Annotated in this window: 21 protein-coding genes; 13 read left to right on the top strand and 8 right to left on the bottom strand. The window is 71.5% G+C overall.

Annotation, left to right across the window (positions count from 1 at the left end):
• Nucleotides 1-115: 115 nt before the first annotated feature.
• Nucleotides 116-1,423, bottom strand: coding sequence for an RNB domain-containing ribonuclease (locus ACP95_RS14145; RefSeq protein WP_049981818.1), 1,308 nt, complete (start codon nucleotides 1,421-1,423; stop codon nucleotides 116-118).
• 100 nt (nucleotides 1,424-1,523) lie between these two features.
• Here ACP95_RS14145 and ACP95_RS14140 point away from each other — a divergent pair, with 100 nt between their 5' ends.
• The gene (locus ACP95_RS14140) at nucleotides 1,524-2,003 is read left to right on the top strand and encodes an RNA-binding protein (protein ID WP_049981817.1); all 480 of its coding nucleotides are present in this window, start codon (nucleotides 1,524-1,526) and stop codon (nucleotides 2,001-2,003) included.
• A gap of 51 nt (nucleotides 2,004-2,054) precedes the next feature.
• Nucleotides 2,055-2,369, top strand: coding sequence for a hypothetical protein (locus tag ACP95_RS14135; RefSeq protein ID WP_049981816.1), 315 nt, complete (start codon nucleotides 2,055-2,057; stop codon nucleotides 2,367-2,369).
• Here ACP95_RS14135 and ACP95_RS14130 read toward each other — a convergent pair whose 3' ends face one another.
• Entirely contained in the window at nucleotides 2,370-2,864 is a 495-nt protein-coding gene (locus tag ACP95_RS14130) for a cupin domain-containing protein (protein ID WP_049981815.1), read from the bottom strand.
• A 47-nt stretch (nucleotides 2,865-2,911) separates the two neighbouring features.
• Nucleotides 2,912-4,015 carry a molybdopterin-dependent oxidoreductase gene (locus tag ACP95_RS14125; RefSeq protein ID WP_049981814.1) on the bottom strand — a complete coding sequence of 368 codons (1,104 nt, stop codon included), beginning with the start codon at nucleotides 4,013-4,015 and terminating at the stop codon, nucleotides 2,912-2,914.
• A 92-nt stretch (nucleotides 4,016-4,107) separates the two neighbouring features.
• Here ACP95_RS14125 and ACP95_RS14120 point away from each other — a divergent pair, with 92 nt between their 5' ends.
• Nucleotides 4,108-4,836 (top strand): SDR family NAD(P)-dependent oxidoreductase, encoded by a 729-nt coding sequence (locus tag ACP95_RS14120; protein ID WP_049981821.1) that lies wholly within the window; start codon nucleotides 4,108-4,110, stop codon nucleotides 4,834-4,836.
• Here ACP95_RS14120 and ACP95_RS14115 read toward each other — a convergent pair whose 3' ends face one another.
• Together ACP95_RS14115 and ACP95_RS14110 are read right to left on the bottom strand one after the other, a co-directional pair.
• Nucleotides 4,837-5,991, bottom strand: a complete 1,155-nt coding sequence (locus tag ACP95_RS14115) for a pyridoxal phosphate-dependent aminotransferase (RefSeq protein WP_049981813.1) — start codon at nucleotides 5,989-5,991, stop codon at nucleotides 4,837-4,839.
• Between the two features lie 58 nt (nucleotides 5,992-6,049).
• Nucleotides 6,050-7,045, bottom strand: coding sequence for a glutathione S-transferase family protein (locus ACP95_RS14110; RefSeq protein ID WP_049981812.1), 996 nt, complete (start codon nucleotides 7,043-7,045; stop codon nucleotides 6,050-6,052).
• 109 nt (nucleotides 7,046-7,154) lie between these two features.
• On the opposite strand from ACP95_RS14110, the gene ACP95_RS14105 reads away from it, so the two are divergent.
• Nucleotides 7,155-8,270 (top strand): hypothetical protein, encoded by a 1,116-nt coding sequence (locus ACP95_RS14105; protein WP_049981811.1) that lies wholly within the window; start codon nucleotides 7,155-7,157, stop codon nucleotides 8,268-8,270.
• Between the two features lie 17 nt (nucleotides 8,271-8,287).
• Here ACP95_RS14105 and ACP95_RS14100 read toward each other — a convergent pair whose 3' ends face one another.
• From ACP95_RS14100 to ACP95_RS14090, 3 genes are all read right to left on the bottom strand, one after another.
• On the bottom strand, nucleotides 8,288-9,199 hold the full coding sequence (locus ACP95_RS14100) for a thiamine-phosphate synthase family protein (protein ID WP_049981810.1): 912 nt from the start codon (nucleotides 9,197-9,199) through the stop codon (nucleotides 8,288-8,290).
• Nucleotides 9,196-9,786, bottom strand: coding sequence for a dCTP deaminase (gene dcd, locus ACP95_RS14095; RefSeq protein WP_049981809.1), 591 nt, complete (start codon nucleotides 9,784-9,786; stop codon nucleotides 9,196-9,198). Before dcd ends, ACP95_RS14100 begins: the two co-directional genes overlap by 4 nt.
• A 171-nt stretch (nucleotides 9,787-9,957) precedes the next feature.
• The gene (locus tag ACP95_RS14090; RefSeq protein ID WP_082224696.1) at nucleotides 9,958-10,842 is read right to left on the bottom strand and encodes a Yip1 family protein; all 885 of its coding nucleotides are present in this window, start codon (nucleotides 10,840-10,842) and stop codon (nucleotides 9,958-9,960) included.
• Between ACP95_RS14090 and pth2 the strand changes: the two genes are divergently transcribed.
• From pth2 to ACP95_RS14045, 9 genes are all read left to right on the top strand, one after another.
• Nucleotides 10,773-11,111, top strand: coding sequence for a peptidyl-tRNA hydrolase Pth2 (gene pth2 / locus ACP95_RS14085; RefSeq protein WP_049981807.1), 339 nt, complete (start codon nucleotides 10,773-10,775; stop codon nucleotides 11,109-11,111). The two genes, ACP95_RS14090 and pth2, sit on opposite strands and share 70 nt — an antisense overlap.
• A gap of 78 nt (nucleotides 11,112-11,189) precedes the next feature.
• Nucleotides 11,190-12,581: a tRNA pseudouridine(13) synthase TruD gene (truD, locus tag ACP95_RS14080; RefSeq protein ID WP_049981806.1), complete on the top strand. Its 1,392-nt coding sequence runs from the start codon at nucleotides 11,190-11,192 to the stop codon at nucleotides 12,579-12,581.
• A gap of 66 nt (nucleotides 12,582-12,647) precedes the next feature.
• Nucleotides 12,648-13,400, top strand: a complete 753-nt coding sequence (locus tag ACP95_RS14075) for a DUF2103 domain-containing protein (protein ID WP_049981805.1) — start codon at nucleotides 12,648-12,650, stop codon at nucleotides 13,398-13,400.
• 51 nt (nucleotides 13,401-13,451) lie between these two features.
• A complete protein-coding gene (locus ACP95_RS14070; protein WP_049981804.1) occupies nucleotides 13,452-13,721 on the top strand; it encodes a 50S ribosomal protein L37 in 270 nt (89 codons plus the stop codon).
• Nucleotides 13,722-13,724: 3 nt separating this feature from the next.
• Nucleotides 13,725-13,859 carry a DNA-directed RNA polymerase subunit P gene (locus tag ACP95_RS14065; RefSeq protein WP_049981803.1) on the top strand — a complete coding sequence of 45 codons (135 nt, stop codon included), beginning with the start codon at nucleotides 13,725-13,727 and terminating at the stop codon, nucleotides 13,857-13,859.
• Nucleotides 13,856-14,113 carry a KEOPS complex subunit Pcc1 gene (locus tag ACP95_RS14060; RefSeq protein ID WP_049981802.1) on the top strand — a complete coding sequence of 86 codons (258 nt, stop codon included), beginning with the start codon at nucleotides 13,856-13,858 and terminating at the stop codon, nucleotides 14,111-14,113. The genes ACP95_RS14065 and ACP95_RS14060 overlap by 4 nt, the downstream gene beginning before the upstream one ends.
• A gap of 25 nt (nucleotides 14,114-14,138) precedes the next feature.
• A complete protein-coding gene (locus ACP95_RS14055; protein ID WP_049981801.1) occupies nucleotides 14,139-14,978 on the top strand; it encodes a proline dehydrogenase family protein in 840 nt (279 codons plus the stop codon).
• Nucleotides 14,979-15,076: 98 nt separating this feature from the next.
• Entirely contained in the window at nucleotides 15,077-15,754 is a 678-nt protein-coding gene (locus ACP95_RS14050; RefSeq protein WP_049981800.1) for a DUF502 domain-containing protein, read from the top strand.
• 81 nt (nucleotides 15,755-15,835) lie between these two features.
• Complete coding sequence (locus ACP95_RS14045; protein WP_049981820.1) at nucleotides 15,836-16,363, top strand: YqaA family protein; 528 nt, start codon at nucleotides 15,836-15,838, stop codon at nucleotides 16,361-16,363.
• Nucleotides 16,364-16,529: the final 166 nt, after the last annotated feature.

The following is a 16,529-nucleotide window of genomic DNA, read 5'->3' as shown; positions in this document are numbered from 1 at the left end:
TGTTGCAGTCGCTGTCCCCGTCGATGCTGTTGCGGTCGCTGTCCCCGTCGATGCTGTTGCAGTCGCCGCCCCTCTCGACCAAAACCTAAAACGAGAAAACGCGCCAGTAGCCGCGCTACACGTCGTGGTCGGCCTCGTCAGCGTCGACGACCTCGTAGCCACGGTTGTTCACCGCGTGGGGGTCGAGCCCCTGCTCCTGCATGAACTGCTTGTACAGTCGTTCGGCGGTCTCGCCGTCCTTCTGCTTGTCCGAGGCGCGGTCACAGAGTTCGACGAGGTCCTCGGGCACGTCGTTCGTGTGGACGATCCAGTGGTTGATCAGGTCCGAGAGCCGGCGGATGGGCGAGGTGAAGTGGCCGTAGATGTCGAAGTTGAGCGCGTGGTGGCCGCCGAAGGGGTCGTTCATGTACTTCGCGCGCGGCATCACCTTCAGCACGGCGCGCTGGATCTTGTCCAGCGAGCGCCCGGGCGACTCCTCCAGCGCCGCGTTGACCGCCTTCCGCGGGTCGTCCCCGAACGCCTCGCCGGGGATGGAGACGCCGTCGAGCTCCTGGATCTCCTTCAGCGCCTCGTTCCACTGGTCGGGGGTGGGCTGGGGGTGGACGCGGTACATCGCCTCGACGCCGCGGTCCCACATCAGCGTGTGCGTGACGGCCTTGTTCGCCTTCAGCATGCACTCCTCGATCATCGTGTGCGCCCGGTCCCGGCGGGGGTTGAGCACGAGCGAGCCGTCCGCCTTCCGCTGTTCGTGCATGCGGTCCGCGAGGTCGAACGCGAGCTGGTTCTCGTCGTGCAGCGGCGCGTCCTCGTCGTCGAGGCGGTGCTCACACTGCGTGTACGTCAGGCGCTCGTCGGAGTTGATGACGGACTTGTAGATCTCGATCTCCTCGAAGGAGAGGTTCTCCTTGTCGAGATGCATCTCGACGGTGTGGGCCAGGCGGTCCTCCTCGGGGACGAGCGAGCAGACCGTCTCCGCCAGCGCGGGCGGGAGCATGTGGGTCGTGTACCCCGGCAGGTACACCGTGTTACAGCGCTCGACGGCCTCCTCCCACATCAGCGAGTCCGGGTGGACGTAGTGGCTCACGTCCGCGATGTGGACGTACAGCACGTACTCGTCGTCGTGCTCCTTCACGGAGAGGGCGTCGTCGAAGTCCTGTGCGTCCGCGGGGTCGGTCGTCCACGCCGTGAGGTCCCGGAGGTCCTCCCGGTCGTCGATCTCGTCCTGGATCTCCTCCCCGACGTTCTCGACGCGGCGCTCGGCCTCCCGGAGCACCGCCGGCGGGAACTCGTCGCGGAGGTCGAACTCCTCGAACAGCTCGTCGCGTTTCTCCTCGAGCCGTTCGTCGAGAGCTTCGGAGATCAGCACGGGGCCCTGCCCCTCGGCGGTGCCGGCTTCCGCCTGGGCGTCGTCAGTTTCGCTCATGGTCCCCGTTGGCGGAGCCGGCAGGTAGGCGTTTCGGGGGCCGCGCCGGCGCGAACCCCGGAGCGGGCGATTTATTTCCCGAGCCGGCCCACCCTCGGGTATGGAGATCAGCTCCCGCCACCACCTGCGGAGTGACGCCGTAGCCGAGATCGAGGACGCGCTCAGCGAGGGGCTGGGCGTCGAGCTGGACGCCGACACGTACGAACTGGTGGAGCTGGAGGACACCGAGTTCGACGTGGTGCTCGTCGACGGCGACCCCGACGTGCTGTACTACGACGGCGAGCCGTTCCTCTCGGTCCGCGGGGCAAACGCCCACCCGCCCGCGGAGGGGGTCGTCACCGTCGACGCCGGCGCGGTGTCGTTCGTCAGCAACGGCGCCGACGTGATGCGCCCCGGGATCACCGAGGCCGACGAGGGGATCGCCGAGGGAGACCTCGTCGTGATCGTCGAGGAGAGCCACGGGAAGGCGCTCGCCGTGGGGCGAGCGCTCGTCGACGGCGACGAGATGGCCGGCGACAGCGGGAAGGTCGTCGAGTCGCTGCACCACGTCGGCGACGACGTGTACGAGTTCGCGGTCTGAGCCGGCGCCAGGAACACAGCGCCTTTGAGCGCGCGCCGCCTCGGTCGAGCCATGCTCGAGACCCCCGACACCGAGGACGACACGGCGCGGAGCTACCGGCTCGACCGGCTGGCGGGGTTCTCGGTGATCGGCGCGTTCGTCTTCTCGCTCGCGCTGCTGTTCGTCGGCGAGCCGCTGTTCTGGGTCCCGTTCGCCGTCGGCCTCGGCATCGGCCTCCCGGGGTTCGCGATCCTCGCGGACCGCGAGCGCGACGGCAGGGGCGGCAGCGGGCCCGCGACGGCGGCGAGCGAAGAGGACGGTGACGACAATGGTGACGACGACGTAGACGGCCACCGCGACAGCGACGCCGACGGGGAGTCGGCGTAGTCAGGGCACGTCGCCGTCCATCGACCCGCGGTACCAGCGGCCGGTTTCGGTGCCGCACTCCTTGCAGTACGCGACGACGGCCTCCTCGTCGTCCGCGCGGTCGAGTTCGTTGTCGGTCTCCGCGTCGCAGTCCGGGCAGTACCGGAGTTTCACCTGCTCGCCGTAGTCGAGCGGCGCGCCCAGCGCCAGCGCGACGACGCGCTCGTCGCCGCGGTTCCAGCCGCGCTGGAACTCCCCGCGGTCGAACCGGATCGCCTCGTCGGGGCCGACCTCGACGGGGCCGGCGTCGGTGTCGAACGTCGCGGTCCCCTCGATCACGTAGAACACCTCCTCCTGGATCTCGTGGTTGTGGTAGGCGAACGCGAAGGAGTCCCCCGGCTCGAGCTCGTAGTAGTTCATCGCGAAATCCGTCAGCCCCAGCGGCTCGGTGAGGTGGCGCATCACCGCGGCCGCCTGAACGCTGTCGTCGAGATCGTCGACGCCGACTCGCTCCATACCCGGGTCGGGGAGCCCGAGAAACAAAAACCCGCGCGCCGCGGCGCTCAGTCGAACCCGCTGATCAGCGTCACCAGCCACTGCGCCGGGTCGGGCTCGCGCCGGAGTTCGACGCGCTCGACCCACTTCACCCACTGGAACCCCCGACGCCCGGGCGCGACGAGCCGGGCGGGCCCGCCGTGGCCGTGGGCGAGCCGCGAGCCGTCGATGGCCGTCGACAGCAGCGCGTCCCGGGCCTCGTCGATCGGGAGGCTCCAGCGGTAGCCCGTGACGCTGACGAACCGGACCCAGCGGGCGTCGGTATCGGCGCCGTCGGCGCTCGCGTCGACGCCCGCCCCGTCGAGCAGGTCGCCGACGCGGAGGCCCTGCCACTCCTGGACCGTGTACCAGCCGCTGGTGCAGTCGAGCGTCGCTCGGCGCTCGTCGCCGGCGGCCGCGAGCAGGTCGCCGTACGTCAGCTCGACCCCCTCGCCCTCCAGCCCCGCGACCGTGAGCGTCCAGTCCGACCGGTCGATCGGGTCCGGATCGTCGGCGACCCAGGAGGTGACCGGGAACGAGCCGCCCTCGGTTTCGGTGTCGTAGAGATCGCCCGTCGGCTTCGAGCCCGTGTCGGCGATCGTCGCGCCGCCGAGCGACGCGGCCGCCTCGCTCAGTCGCCACGCGATCGTGCCGGCGACGAGCAGCCCGCCGAGCCGGAGCGCGCTCCGCCGGGAGGCGTCGGTGCGGGTGGGGAGCCGCATCCGGCTCCGGAGATGCAGGAGCAGGATCGGGACGACGAGCAGGCCCAGCCCGACGTGGGCGGACAGCGTCGTCCACGGGCCCAGCGGGACGTTCCCGCCCAGCCCCCAGAACGCGCCCGAGACGAGCGCGGCCACGGCGACGACGCCCAGCAGCACCGAGACCGGCGTCGCGCGGTCCCACCCCCCGCGGTCGAGCACGCGCCGGGCGACGCGGGCGAACTTGAAGAGGAGCAGCCCGGCGAGCGTGACGCCGACGATCCCGTGGAGGTCGACCAGCAGCGCCGGCGGGAGCCAGCCGGTCCAGGCGAGCAGCCCCGTGGCGACGGCGCTCGCGACGACGGCGAGGATCGCCCAGTCGACGACCCGGGGCGGCGGCGCGAGGCGGCGCAGCCGCCGGCTGAAGCGGCCCATATCGGGTGGATGGGCCCGCGCGGGCAAGAGTGCGTCGCGGCCGCCGTCGCCGCCACCCCGAGAGCCAAGTGCCGGAGCGACGATGGACGAACGTGCCAGCAGCTATCGTCACCGGCTCGTCGCGGGGTATCGGCCGCGGGATCGCGGAGCGCTACGCCGCCGACGGCTACGACATTGCGGTGAACTACCACACCAACGAGGCGAAAGCCGAGGAGACCGCCGACCGCGTCCGGGCGGCCGGCCAGGAGGCGATCGTCGTCGGCGCCGACGTGTCCGACCCCGACGAGGCGGAACGACTGGTCGAGGAGACGGTCGACGCGTTCGACGGCGTCGACCACGTCGTCAACAACGCCGGGATCGACCAGCACGTGTACACCGACGAGCTCTCCCCGGAGGACTTCGACCGCGTGATGGACGTGAACGTCAACAGCGCGTTCAACGTCACGAAGGCGGCGCTCCCCCACCTGCGGGAGTCCGGGGACGGCCCCTCGATCGTCAACGTCTCCTCGATCCTCGCGTTCGAGGGCGCGCCGATCGAGGTCCACTACGCCTCCTCGAAGGGCGCGCTGCTCTCGCTGACCAAGAGCCACGCGAAGGATTTCGCCCCCGAGATCCGGGTGAACGCGGTCGCGCCGGGCCACATCGAGACCGACATGGTGAGCGACCGGACCGAGGAGGAGATGGCCGAGGAGATCGCCCAGATCCCCGTCGGACGGATCGGTCAGGTTGAGGACATCGCCGACGGCTGTGCGTACCTGCGCGACGCGGGGTTCGTGACGGGCGAGACGCTGAACGTCAACGGCGGCGAGCTGATGCGGTAGCTAGTTCTCCCGAACCGCCGCCTCGATCCCGTCGAGCCCCTCCTCCAGCTGGTCGAGCGAGTTCGCGAAGGAGAGCCGGAGCTTCCCCTCGCCCGCCTCGCCGAACCCGTCGCCGGGGGCGAGCACCACGTCCCGCTCCCGGAGCAGTCGCTTCGCGATGTCGAGGCTGCTGCCGGGCAGGTCCACGTCGAGCAACGCGTAGAACGCGCCGTCGGGCGTCGGCGCCGAGACGCCCGCCATCGCGTCGACGCGCTCGGCGACGTAGTCCCGGCGCTCGGCGAAGGCGTCGTACATCGCCTCGACGGGCTCCTGGGGGCCGGTGAGGGCGGCGATCGCGGCGTGCTGGGCGACCGAGCCCGCGCAGGCGGTCGTGCTCTCGTGGATCTTCGTCACCTCGTCGATCACCTCGCCGGGGCCGCCGAGCCAGCCGACCCGCCAGCCCGTCATCGCGTACGTCTTCGAGCAGGAGCCGATCGTGAGCACGTGGTCGGGGTGGCCCGTCAGGGCGGCGATCCCCGACGGGTCGCGGTCGTACGTCAGCCCGAGGTACACCTCGTCGGCGAGCACGTAGGCGTCGTGCTCGGCCGCGGCGTCGACGACCGCGCGGATCTCGTCGGGGTCGAACAGCTGGCCGGTGGGGTTGGCGGGCGAGCAGAGCACCACCGCGCCGGTGTCGTCGCCCATCCGCTCGATCACGCGCTCGGCGTCGAGGGCGTACCCCGTCTCCTCGGGCATCGGGATCTCGACCGGTGTGGCGTCGGCGAGGCGGGCCTGCGTCCAGTAGTTGGGCCACGACGGCGAGGGGATGAGCAGCTCCTCGCCCCCGCCGACCGTCGAGAGCACCGCGAGGTGGAGCGCCTCCATCCCGCCGTTGGTGACGACGTACTGCTCGGGGTCGTACGACACGTCGTAGTCGCGGTCGAGCGTCTCCGCGATCGCCTCGCGGAGTTCGGGCAGGCCGGCGTTACTGGTGTAGTGGGTCTCGCCCGCGCGGGCGGCGTCGGCGGCCGCCTCGACGATGTGCTCGGGCGTGTCGAAGTCCGGTTCGCCGACCTCCAGTCGGACGAGGTCGCGGTCGGCGGCCTCCGCGAGGTCGAACATCACGCGGATCCGTGAACGCTCGCAGGCGCGAACGCGCTCCGTGGGCGTGTGCATACTCGAGCGTGCGGGCGGGCGAGCAAAAGCGTTCGCTCGGCGGTCGTCGCGGCCGGAACTACTGCGGCAGCGGCGGCTCCCCAGCCAGCTCGTCCCGGCCGTGGGGCTCGGTGAAGTCGATCTCCGGCCCGACGGCGACGATCCGCTTGGGGTTGATGTCGGCGTGGCTGCCGTAGTAGTGCCGGGTGATCTGGTCCATGTTTACGGTCTCGGCGATCCCTGGCGTCTGATACAGGTCCTTCGTGTACCCCCAGAGGTTCGGGTACTCGTGGATCGCCCGGCGATTGCACTTGAAGTGGGTGTGGTAGACGTGGTCGAACCGGACCAGCGTCGCGAACATCGCCACGTCCGCGAGCGTGAGGCGGTCGCCGTCGCCCGCCAGGTAGCGCTGGTCGGCCAGCACCCCCTCCCAGTGGTCGAGCGCGTCGAACAGGTCGTCGACGGCGGCCTCGTACGCCGCCTGCGTGCCCGCGAAGCCGGCGCGGTAGACGCCGTTGTTGATCGGCTCGTAGATCGCGTCGACGATCTCGTCGATCTCCCCGCGCAGCGCCTCGGGGTACAGGGAGACCCCGTTGCCGTCGAACGCCGTATCCAGCATCCGCATGATCTCGCTCGACTCGTTGTTGACGATCGTCTCCTCCTGCTCGTCCCAGAGGACGGGGACGGTGACCCGGCCGGTGTACTCGGGGTCGGCGTCGACGTACACCTCGCGGAGGTAGTCGTAGCCGTACAGCGGGTCGGGGTGGTCGTCGGAGAACTCCCAGCCCTGGTCGTAGCGCTCGGGCTGGACCAGCGAGATCGAGATCTCGTCCTGGAGGCCCCGGAGCCGTCGAACCATCGCCGCGCGGTGGGCCCACGGGCACGCCCGGCAGATGTAGAGGTGGTACCGCCCCGACTCGGGGGCGAACTCGCTCGACTCCGGCGGCTCGCCCGCGGCGGCGACGCCCCCGTCGAGCCAGTCCCGGAAGCGGCTCTCCTGGCGGTCGAACTCGCCGGACGCGTCCGTGTACTCGCGGGCGTCGGTCCGCCACTCGCCGTCGACGAGCATGTTCATGGCCGGATCGAGGGCTGCGAGCCGGATAAGGCGAGCGTCGCCGGCGGAGCGCTCGACCGCCGGCCGACTCACGCGAACAGTATTGTCGCTGGCGCCGCAACTGACTGCTGTGCGCTCACGTCGCGCGCTGCTCGCGGCCGTGCTCGTCGCCGCCGCGCTGGCCGGGACGACGGCGGCCGGGTCGCCGACGGCCGAGGCGTCGGCGCCGCCGGCCGACCAGCTCGTCTCGCCGGACGGGACCGAGAGCTACGTCTGGCCGTACACCAGCCGGCGGCGGGCGACCGCGGGCCGGACGCTCGCGCTCAACGTCGTCGTCCACGGCGACCCCGACCGCGTGCGGCGGGCGTTCGTCGATCGCTCCGACGCGAACTGGACGACCGTGGGGGCGAACGCGACCGTCGACGTGTCGCCGTGGCGGCCGGCCCACGGCTCGGTCCGGTACTCCTACGTCAGCCCCGACGCCGCGGGGAACGGCGGCTGGGTCGCGCCCGCGTACCAACTGGCGGTCGGGACGTACTTCGGGGAGCGAACCCACGTCCGCGCCTACCCCAGCGCGTCGGGCAACTGGACGGCGCTGCAGGCCCACACGGAGTACTGGGACTGGTTCCGGCTCCGCCACACCGTCACCGGCGTCGAGCCCGGCGCCGCGTTCGTCGAGCGCGACCTGGCGGACGAGCCGTTCGTCGAGCGGGTCGAGCACCGCACCCACGGCCGCCTCGGCGGCGGCAGCGACGGCGCCTGGATCGCCGTCGAGTTCGCGGCGGCGACGCTGCTGGGCGCCGCGGTGCCGCTGACCCGTCGCCGGCTCTCGCGTCGCGACGTCGCGATCCCGGTCGCGGTCGTCGGCGTCGTCCTCGGCGTCCGCGCGTGGGGGCTGGCCGCCGAGGCGGTCGCGCCCGGCGTGAACCCGAAGCTGTACGTCGCCGTCGGCTACCCCGTGCTCGCGGTCGGCCCGGCCGCGCTGGTGGGCGTGCTCGCCCGGGAGCGGCCGCCGGTTCTGGCCGCGCTGCTCGCGTTCGCGGGGCTGGCCGTCGCGGCCGGGGTCGACCTCGCGCTCGTCGGCGTCGACCCGATCCCGCCCCAGATCGTCCGCCACCGGCTCGCGCTCGCGGCCGCGCTGGGCGTCGTCGCGTTCGGCACCGCGCGGGCCGATCGCCGGCTGGTCGGCGTGGGTGTCGTCGCGTGGCTCGCCGCGCTGGCGGCGCCGCTTCTGGGCGTGGTCTGAAACAGGAAGCGCCGACGCTACCGCAGCTGCGTCTCGACGACCGCCCGCGCGACCGTCGGCGCGTCGGGGCCGAGGACGTACGTGATCGCCTCGACGCCGTGGGCGCCGGTCTGGTAGAGCACGAACGGCTCGTCGGCGTCGAGGGCGGCCGCCGCGACGGCGCGCTCGGCGGCGTCCTCGCCCGCGCCGGGGTCGAACTCGACGGTCCGGTAGCCCGCGTCCTCGAACGCCGCCAGCATCGCCGCGTCGTAGGCGACGTTCACCGCGGCGGCCGCGTCGGCGCCGCCGGCGCGGGCCGCGAGCAGGATCCCGGCGACGTGCTCGCTGACGCCGAACTCCGGGTCGCCCGGCACGGTCGCGGCGCCTTTCACGTCGACGATCCGGCCCGGCACCGCGGCCACGTCCTCGATCCCCGTCGGCTCGGGGAGCGTCTCGACGAGGTTCGTGCCGACGTTGGGGATCAGCCCCGCGAAGCCGGAGGCGTTGGTGAGCACTCGGAGCCCGCGGCGGACGGAGGCGAGCACCTGCTCGCTCGTGCGCAGCGCCGAGTCGGCGTCGTGGACCGCGAACGTCGCGTCCGCGTCGGCGAGCTCGGGGACGGCCGACTCGTGGAGCCGGGCGAGCAGGTCGCCGTCCTCGAGCTCGCGGATCAGCACCTCCGCCTCGACCAGCGCGCCGACGCGGCTGAGCGTCCCGTCGGCCAGCCCCTCCGCGACGCGGTCCGCGAGCGCTTGGACACGCTCGTCGCCCGCCACGTCGGGGTGGACGTCGACCTCGCCGTGGGCGTACTTCGAGACGGCCGACTGGCTCACGCCCAGCAGGTCGGCGACCTCGGCCTGGGTGAGCCCGCGCTCCCGGAGGCGTTCGGCCAGCATCGCCCGGTACGTCGGGAGGAAGGCGTCGACGACGACCTCCTCGACGAACTTCATTCCCCCTCCCCCGAGAACTCCGGATCGACGCCGATCCGGGACGCCTGCGGCCCTTCCTGGTTCTGGTACTTCGAGTCGCGGTCGACGCCGTAGGGCCGGTCGGCCGCCGAGGAGAGTTCGGTGAAGATGAGCTGGGAGACCCGCATCCCCGGCGAGAGCGCGACCGGCGCCGTCCCGAGGTTCGAGAGCTCGAGCGTGATCTGGCCCTTGTAGCCGGGGTCGACGATGCCCGCCGTGGCGTGGATCACGACCGCGAGGCGGCCCAGCGAGGAGCGCCCCTGGACGGTCGCGATCAGGTCGTCGGGGATGTCGACGCGCTCCTTCGTCGTCCCGAGGACGAAGTCGCCGGGGTGGAGGATGAACTCCTCGCCCTCCGGGACGGTGGTCTCGCGGACGTAGTCGCCGACCTCCTGCTCGCGGTTGGGGTGGATACAGGAGATGTTGGTGCGCTGGAACTCGAGGAACTCCTCGCCGAGTCGGAGGTCGAGGCTCGCCGGCTGGAGCTGGGTGTCGAGATCGTCGATGGGGTCGACGACGAGGTCGCCCTCCTCCATCCGGCGCAGGATGTCGCGGTCCGAGAGGATCATACCCGAGAGGGATGGGCCGGGGGTGCCTAAACGCCCCGGTCCGCCGAGAGTTGAAAAGGGATGGCGCAGCCAGACAGCCCATGCGCCGAGAGCCGCCCCGGAGCGGCGAGCGGGAGCACGGCACACCGCTTCGGGGGCCCGAGCCCGTCCGTTCGCCGGCGATCGGCCGCGTCACCCGAGTTCGAACACGAACCCCACCAGCGTCAGCGCCGCGACCGCCGCCCCCGCCGTCGACGCCGGGATCCCCTGGGTCTCCGCGAGCCCGTACGCCCGGATCGCACCGGCCCAGACGCCGACGACCAGCACCGCGGCCAGCCCCACCAGCTCGACGCCCGCGATCGCCGACTGGAGCACCGCGATCGCGCTCTCCGGGTCGGCGGGGACCGAGACCGAGCGGAGCTGTGCCACCGCGAACCCGAGTACGGCGACGAGTCGGAGGAGGCTCGGCGCCATCCCCCAGCCGGCGACGACCGCGGTATCGACGAAGTTTCCGGACCCACCGACCGCCCGCCCGGCGCCGTAGAGGACGACCGTGTGCCAGAACCACCACAGCGGGACGAGCACGATCGACGCCGGCGGGAGCCAGGAGAGCTCCTCGGCGACCATGGCGCCGAGGTTGCGCTCGACGGTCTCGGGCTCGTCACAGCCCGACGGCGTCTCCTCGAACGACGAGTCCTCACAGAACGTGTCGCCGGGGTACGCCGGGTTGTCGACGGTGACCGTCGTGTCGAGCGCGGCCGCGAACTGATCGAGGAACACGGCCATCCCGGCCGCGACGGCGATCGTCACGACGGCGACGACGGCCGCGGCGTGGGCGATCGGGGGTGAGCCGTCCTGTGCGCCGAAGTACCTGCCCGGTCGGAGGAGGGGCGTTCGGGGACCAGCATGGTGCCACGCTGTTCGCCGGGCGACAAATAGCCTGCCCCAACGGCCAGCGGCGCCGCCGGTCCCGAAGCGCTTTCCCGCCTCCCCGGGGAGTGAGGGGTATGAAGCAGGCGATCGTCGCCCGGACCGACCTCGGGATGGGGACCGGCAAGCTGGCCGCGCAGGTGGCACACGCCTCGCTCTCGGCGTACGAGGACGCCGACGAGCGCACGCGTCGGGCGTGGAAAGGCGAGGGGCAGAAGAAAGTCGTGCTGAAGGGCAGCGGCGAGGACCAGCTGTTCGAACTGGCCGACCGCGCCGAGCGGGAGGGGCTCCCGAACGCGGTCGTCCGCGACGCCGGCCACACCCAGCTCGACCCGGGGACCGCGACGACGGTCGCGATCGGCCCCGGCGACGACGAGATCGTCGACCGCGTGACCGGCGACCTCTCGCTGTACTGAAACCGATACGGCGCCGCCGATCGACGGGGCGCGGCGGGACGGACAGCGTTAACTCCCGAGCCGAGGTACTCCGGAGCGATGCGTGAGGCCCACCCCCGCGAGCGCACGGTCGGCGTCGAGTGGTACGTCAGCGACGCCGACGGCGTCGGCGGCCGCCTGCGGGACAGCCCGGCCGACTTCCGCGTCCGGGAGCTGGAGGCGTTCGACGTCAACCCCGTCGACGCCGGCGCCGACGACTACCCCTACCTCGTGCTGCGGGCGACGCTCGCGGGCTGGGACACCAACGACTTCGCTGGCCGGCTCTCCGACGCGATGGGGATCTCCCGCGAACGCGTCGACTGGGCGGGCACGAAGGACAAGTACGCGGTGACGACCCAGCTGTTCTCGGTGTACGACGCCGAGCCCGAGCAACTGCCCGAGATCCGCGACGCCGAGATCGAGGTCGTCGGCCGCGCCGGGCGGCACCTCTCCTACGGCGACCTCGCGGGCAACGCCTTCGAGATCGCGGTTCGCGAGCCCGAGACCCCGGAGAACGCCGACGGGATCACCGACCAGCTTCGAGCGTTCGCCGGTGACGAGGACGGCGACCGGATCGGCGTCCCCAACGTGTTCGGCCACCAGCGCTTCGGCAGCCGGCGGCCCGTCACCCACGAGGTCGGGCTCGCGATCGTCCGCCGGGAGTGGCGCGACGCGGTGCTGGCGTACGTCGGTAACCCGTACGAGGCCGAGCCCGACGACACCCGCGAGGCGCGCGCGGTCGTCGACGAACAGGCCGCGAGCGACGACCCCGACTGGGGCGCCTGTCTCGACGCCATGCCCCGAAAACTGGGCTACGAGCGATCGATGCTCCACCGGCTGCAGGAGCGCGGCGCCGGCGACGCCGACACGGGCGCCGACAGCGAGGTCGACGCGGGCGACGACGAGCCCGAGAACCCCTGGCGGCACGCGATCGAGGCCGTGCCGTCGAACCTCCAGCGCCTGTTCGTCAACGCCGCGCAGTCGTACGCGTTCAACCGCATCCTGAGCGAGCGGCTGGAGCGTGGGCTCCCGTTCCACGAACCCGTCGCGGGCGACGTCTGCTGCTTCGCGGACACGGGGGTCGACGCCGTCCGGAAGCCCGACCCCGACCGACTCCAGCGCGCGACCGAGGACCGCGTCGACGTGCTCAGCCGGCACTGTCGGCGCGGGCGGGCGTTCGTCACCGCACCCCTGATCGGCACCGAGACGGAGTTCGCCGACGGCGAGCCGGGCGAGATCGAACGGGCGGTGTTCGAGGACCTGGGGCTGGAACCCGAACTGTTCGACCTCCCGGGGAACTTCGAGTCCACGGGCACGCGGCGGGCGATACTGGTCGACACGGAGCTGACCGTCGAGCACGATCCGCTGACGTTCGCGTTCGCGCTCCCCTCCGGGAGCTACGCCACGACGGTGCTGCGGGAGTACCTGAAAACCGATCCGACGGCGCTGTAGCCGAAACCGCCTGCGGACGACGACCGCAAGCGCGCCGCTTTTCCCGGTCAGCCGCCACCGTCCACCATGGACTGTCGGCGGTGTGGCACCGAGCTCGACCGGCCGGGCGACTACTGTCTGGCCTGCGACACCGCCAACTGCGACGCCGTCGTCGTCGCGTTCGAGCGCGAGCGCGCGACGCTCACCTTCCTGCGCGACCCGCCGGAGCACGCCGACGACGAGCAGCCCGAGATCGTCGGCGAGACGACGATCACCACCGTCCCCGAGGAGGACCCCGAGGCACGGGTCGTCGAACTCCGCAACTTCGCGGGGAAAGTCGCCGACGAGATACGGCGCAAGCGCCCCGAGGAGGTGTACGCCGCCGGCGCCCGCGAGCCGCTGCGGGAGTGTCGCGCCCAGCTCCACCACCGGTTCTACCGCGTCCCGGACGACGACCCCGTCGAACGGGTGCGGAGCCAGCGCGGCGAGCGGTCGCTGGAGGTCGTCCAGACGGCGCCGGAGGAGAAGCTCGGCGGCTCCCACTCCACGCTCATCGGCGGCCGGGACGGCCGGGACGTGGTGAACACCGTCGCCGCCCACCCCAACGTGAAGAAGCTGATCCCGGGGCCGATCGAGGCCGGCGGGGGCGGGAGCCGCGGCGGCGTGCGGGCGAAGGCGACCCGGGCCGGACAGAGCGGCAACGTCCGCCTGCTGATCCGCGACGGCTCCAGCGTGCAGGAGAACCGCGTGGTGACGACGGCGATGGACCGGGAGACCGGCGAGCGGGTTCGGGACGCGCTCAACGAGGCGCTGGTCGAGGCCGGCTTTCAGGCGGAGTAGTCGGGGCGACTCGCAGGGTTTTTGTGCGCGCTGGGGCTACCTCTCTCCACTATGGCTGAGAACAAGGCACGGTCCGTCGGCAGCGCCGGCCGATTCGGCGCTCGCTACGGGCGGGTCTCCCGGCGACGCGTCTCGGAGATCGAGGACGCGATGGAGAACGCCACCGTCGACGGCGACTCCGTCAAGCGCATCGGCACCGGCATCTGGAAGAACGAGGAGACGGGCGAGACGTTCACCGGCGGCGCCTACCGCCCCGAGACGCCCGGCGGGCGCTCGGTCCAGCGCTCCATCCGCGCGGCGCTGTCCGAAGACAACGAGTAACGAATGAGCTACAAGTGCTCCCGCTGTAAGCGCGACGTCGAACTCGACGAGTACGGCGGCGTCCGCTGTCCCTACTGTGGCCACCGCGTCCTGCTGAAGGAGCGCGGCGGCGACGTGAAGGAAGTCGACGTGAAGTGACGGCACACACCGCCACTCTCTCTATCTCGTTCGACTCTCCCGACCGCGCCAGACGCGTCTTCGCGAGCCTCGACCCCGAGGTCGGCGGCGTCGACGACGACCGAGCGACGGCGGGGGTCTCCCGCGACGGCGACACCGTCTCGGTGACCGTCGAGGCGACCGACCTGACCGCGCTGCGGGCCGGCACGACCAGTTGGAGCCGGCTGCTCACCGTCGCCGAAGCGGTGACTGGGGCCGGAGCCCAACGGTTTTAGGCACCCCCCGGCGAACTGTTCCGGTGTGATACCCCCCATCGCCAGCAACTTCGTCGCAGGTGAGAGTCCGGCGGCCGCGCTCGATCACGCCGCGCGCGCGAACGACGACGGCGTGAACGTGATCCTGAACCTCCTCGGGGAACACTACGACGACCCGCGAGACGCCGCCGCCGACACGAAGGCGTACCGCGCGCTGATCCGGGACATCGCCGACAGCGACGTTGACGCCTGCGTCTCCGTCAAACCGTCCCAGCTCGGCATCGACATCAGCGACGAGGTGTTCACCTCGAACTACCGCTCGATCGTCGAGGCCGCACAGGACGCCGGCGTGTTCGTCTGGTGTGACATGGAGGACGCCGACACTACCGACGTGACCCTCGACGCCTTCGAGCAGTTCGCCCGCGAGTTCGACGGCGGCGTCGGCCAGTGTGTCCAGTCGAACCTCCGCCGCACGAGCGACGACCTCGAACGGCTCGCGGACGTGCCGGGGAAGATTCGCCTGGTGAAGGGCGCCTACGACGAGGGTGAGGCGATCGCCTACACCGAGAAGTCCCAGGTGAACGAGCGCTACCGCGAGGACCTGGAGACGCTGTTCGCGGAGTACGAGGGCGAGGTCGCCGTCGGCAGCCACGACCCGCAGATGATCGACTACGCCCGCGACCTGCGCGAGGAGTACGGCCGGGAGTTCGAGATCCAGATGCTGATGGGGGTCCGCGAGGACGCACAGCGCGAGCTCGCCGCCGACGGTGAGGAGGTGTGGCAGTACGCGCCCTACGGCGACAAGTGGCTCTCCTACTTCTACCGCCGCCTACGCGAGCGCAAGGAGAACGCGCTGTTCGCGCTGCGGGCAATCGTGAGCGGCTAGCCGCGTGACGCAATCGTGAGCGAGTAACCGCAGTAGGCCGTCAGCAGGCAGCACCGGAGCGGTACCGCTTTACTTCTCGGGGCGACAGGTGTAGACGAATGACTCGGTGGAAGCGAGATTTCGCCAGCGGCCTGATCGTCGTCCTCCCGGTGCTGGTGTTGCTGCTGGTGCTGCGCTGGCTGATCGGCCACCTGCTCGGCCTGCCGCTGAACGTGCCGCCGGACCAGATCCCGCCGGGGCTCGTGCCGGCGCCGATCACGCTCGAGGCGGCGGCGATGGCGCTGGAGCTCGGGCTGACGCTGGGGCTGTTCGTGACGGTCACGCTCGCGGCGGGCTACCTGATGCGCACCCAGATGGGCCGGATCGCCGAGGGGCTGTTCGACGACGTGGTGAACCGCGTCCCGGGGATCCGGGTGCTGTACAACGCCTCGAAGCTGGCGGTCGAGACCGCGGTCTCGGGCGCGAGCGACCTCCAGCAGCCGGTGAAGCTCGAACCCTGGAACGGGATGCGGATGACCGCGTTCAAAACCGGCCAGCGCACCTCGGACGGCCGGGACGTGCTGTTCCTCCCGACCGCGCCGAACATCACCACGGGGTTCGTCGTCGAGGTCGACCCCGACGAGTACGAGGAGACCGACGAGAGCGTCGAGCAGGCGCTGACGCGCGTGCTCTCGGCGGGGTTCGGCGAGTCCGAGGCGTCGGACGCGACAGAGATCCCGGTCACCGACGCGCTCTCGGGCGACGGCGACGACGGCGCGGAGCGGTCCCGAACCTGAAGACTTAGGTCGGCGCAGGGCGGATGGCTAGGCGTGCTGACGGTCCCCGGCTTCGACCCGCTCGCCGCCCCTCTCACGGTCCTGCTCCAGCACACCGCTTCCGGCGGCCCGCTCTCCCAGCTCGTCGAGACCGCCACCGGCCCGGTCGGCCTGGTGGCGATCTTCATCTACTCGTTCCTGATCGCGTTCGCCCTCCCGGGCGTGAGCGAGATCGTGCTGGCGGCGCCGCTGGATCTGGGGCTGAGCCAGACGATGCGGCTCGCGGTGATCATCCTCGTCTCCGGCGTCGGCAAGGCCGCCGGCTCCGTGTTCGCGTTCCACATCGGCCAGGAGGCCAAGGAGTCCGGCCCCGTGACCCGCGCGCTGCGTCGGTCGCGGTTCGACGTGGTCGAGTGGTCCGAGAAGAAGGTGGTCCAGCTCGCGAAGAAGTACGGCTACGGGGGCCTCGCGCTCGCGCTCTGTGTCCCGACGTTCCCCGACACGCTGTCGATCTACGCCTTCTCGGTGCTCGAGGAGGACTACTACCGGTTCGCGGTGGCGACGTTCGTCGGCAGCGTCGGGCGCCTGCTGGTGACGCTGGGGCTGATCGAGGTCGTGACGTTCTTCTAAGCCAGCCACGGCTCGCGAACAGCGAGCGGCGTCGGCCGCTCGATCGGAGCGTCTGCCGTGGCTGTGCGGAGTCAACTACGGCTCGCGACCGGTTCCAGCCTTCGTGCTGGAACCTCGGAGCGTCTGCCGTAGTTGTGTGAATCCATCCCCCTCTGCACTGCGACAC

The organism is Halolamina rubra, assembly GCF_000739555.1.
In the GTDB taxonomy this organism is placed as follows: Archaea; Halobacteriota; Halobacteria; order Halobacteriales; family Haloferacaceae; genus Halolamina; species Halolamina rubra.
This window is presented reverse-complemented; position numbering and strand designations above follow the sequence as displayed.

Bases quoted from the DNA above. Each gene is read 5' to 3' on its own strand.
- ACP95_RS14065 (WP_049981803.1), top strand. From the start codon at position 13,725: ATGAGCTACAAGTGCTCCCGCTGTAAGCGCGACGTCGAACTCGACGAG.
- ACP95_RS14100 (WP_049981810.1), bottom strand. From the start codon at position 9,199: ATGAAGTTCGTCGAGGAGGTCGTCGTCGACGCCTTCCTCCCGACGTAC.
- ACP95_RS14125 (WP_049981814.1), bottom strand. From the start codon at position 4,015: ATGGGCCGCTTCAGCCGGCGGCTGCGCCGCCTCGCGCCGCCGCCCCGG.
- ACP95_RS14130 (WP_049981815.1), bottom strand. From the start codon at position 2,864: ATGGAGCGAGTCGGCGTCGACGATCTCGACGACAGCGTTCAGGCGGCC.
- ACP95_RS14115 (WP_049981813.1), bottom strand. From the start codon at position 5,991: ATGCACACGCCCACGGAGCGCGTTCGCGCCTGCGAGCGTTCACGGATC.
- ACP95_RS14110 (WP_049981812.1), bottom strand. From the start codon at position 7,045: ATGAACATGCTCGTCGACGGCGAGTGGCGGACCGACGCCCGCGAGTAC.
- ACP95_RS14075 (WP_049981805.1), top strand. From the start codon at position 12,648: ATGGACTGTCGGCGGTGTGGCACCGAGCTCGACCGGCCGGGCGACTAC.
- ACP95_RS14070 (WP_049981804.1), top strand. From the start codon at position 13,452: ATGGCTGAGAACAAGGCACGGTCCGTCGGCAGCGCCGGCCGATTCGGC.
- ACP95_RS14140 (WP_049981817.1), top strand. From the start codon at position 1,524: ATGGAGATCAGCTCCCGCCACCACCTGCGGAGTGACGCCGTAGCCGAG.
- ACP95_RS14145 (WP_049981818.1), bottom strand. From the start codon at position 1,423: ATGAGCGAAACTGACGACGCCCAGGCGGAAGCCGGCACCGCCGAGGGG.
- truD (WP_049981806.1), top strand. From the start codon at position 11,190: ATGCGTGAGGCCCACCCCCGCGAGCGCACGGTCGGCGTCGAGTGGTAC.
- ACP95_RS14135 (WP_049981816.1), top strand. From the start codon at position 2,055: ATGCTCGAGACCCCCGACACCGAGGACGACACGGCGCGGAGCTACCGG.
- dcd (WP_049981809.1), bottom strand. From the start codon at position 9,786: ATGATCCTCTCGGACCGCGACATCCTGCGCCGGATGGAGGAGGGCGAC.
- ACP95_RS14050 (WP_049981800.1), top strand. From the start codon at position 15,077: ATGACTCGGTGGAAGCGAGATTTCGCCAGCGGCCTGATCGTCGTCCTC.
- pth2 (WP_049981807.1), top strand. From the start codon at position 10,773: ATGAAGCAGGCGATCGTCGCCCGGACCGACCTCGGGATGGGGACCGGC.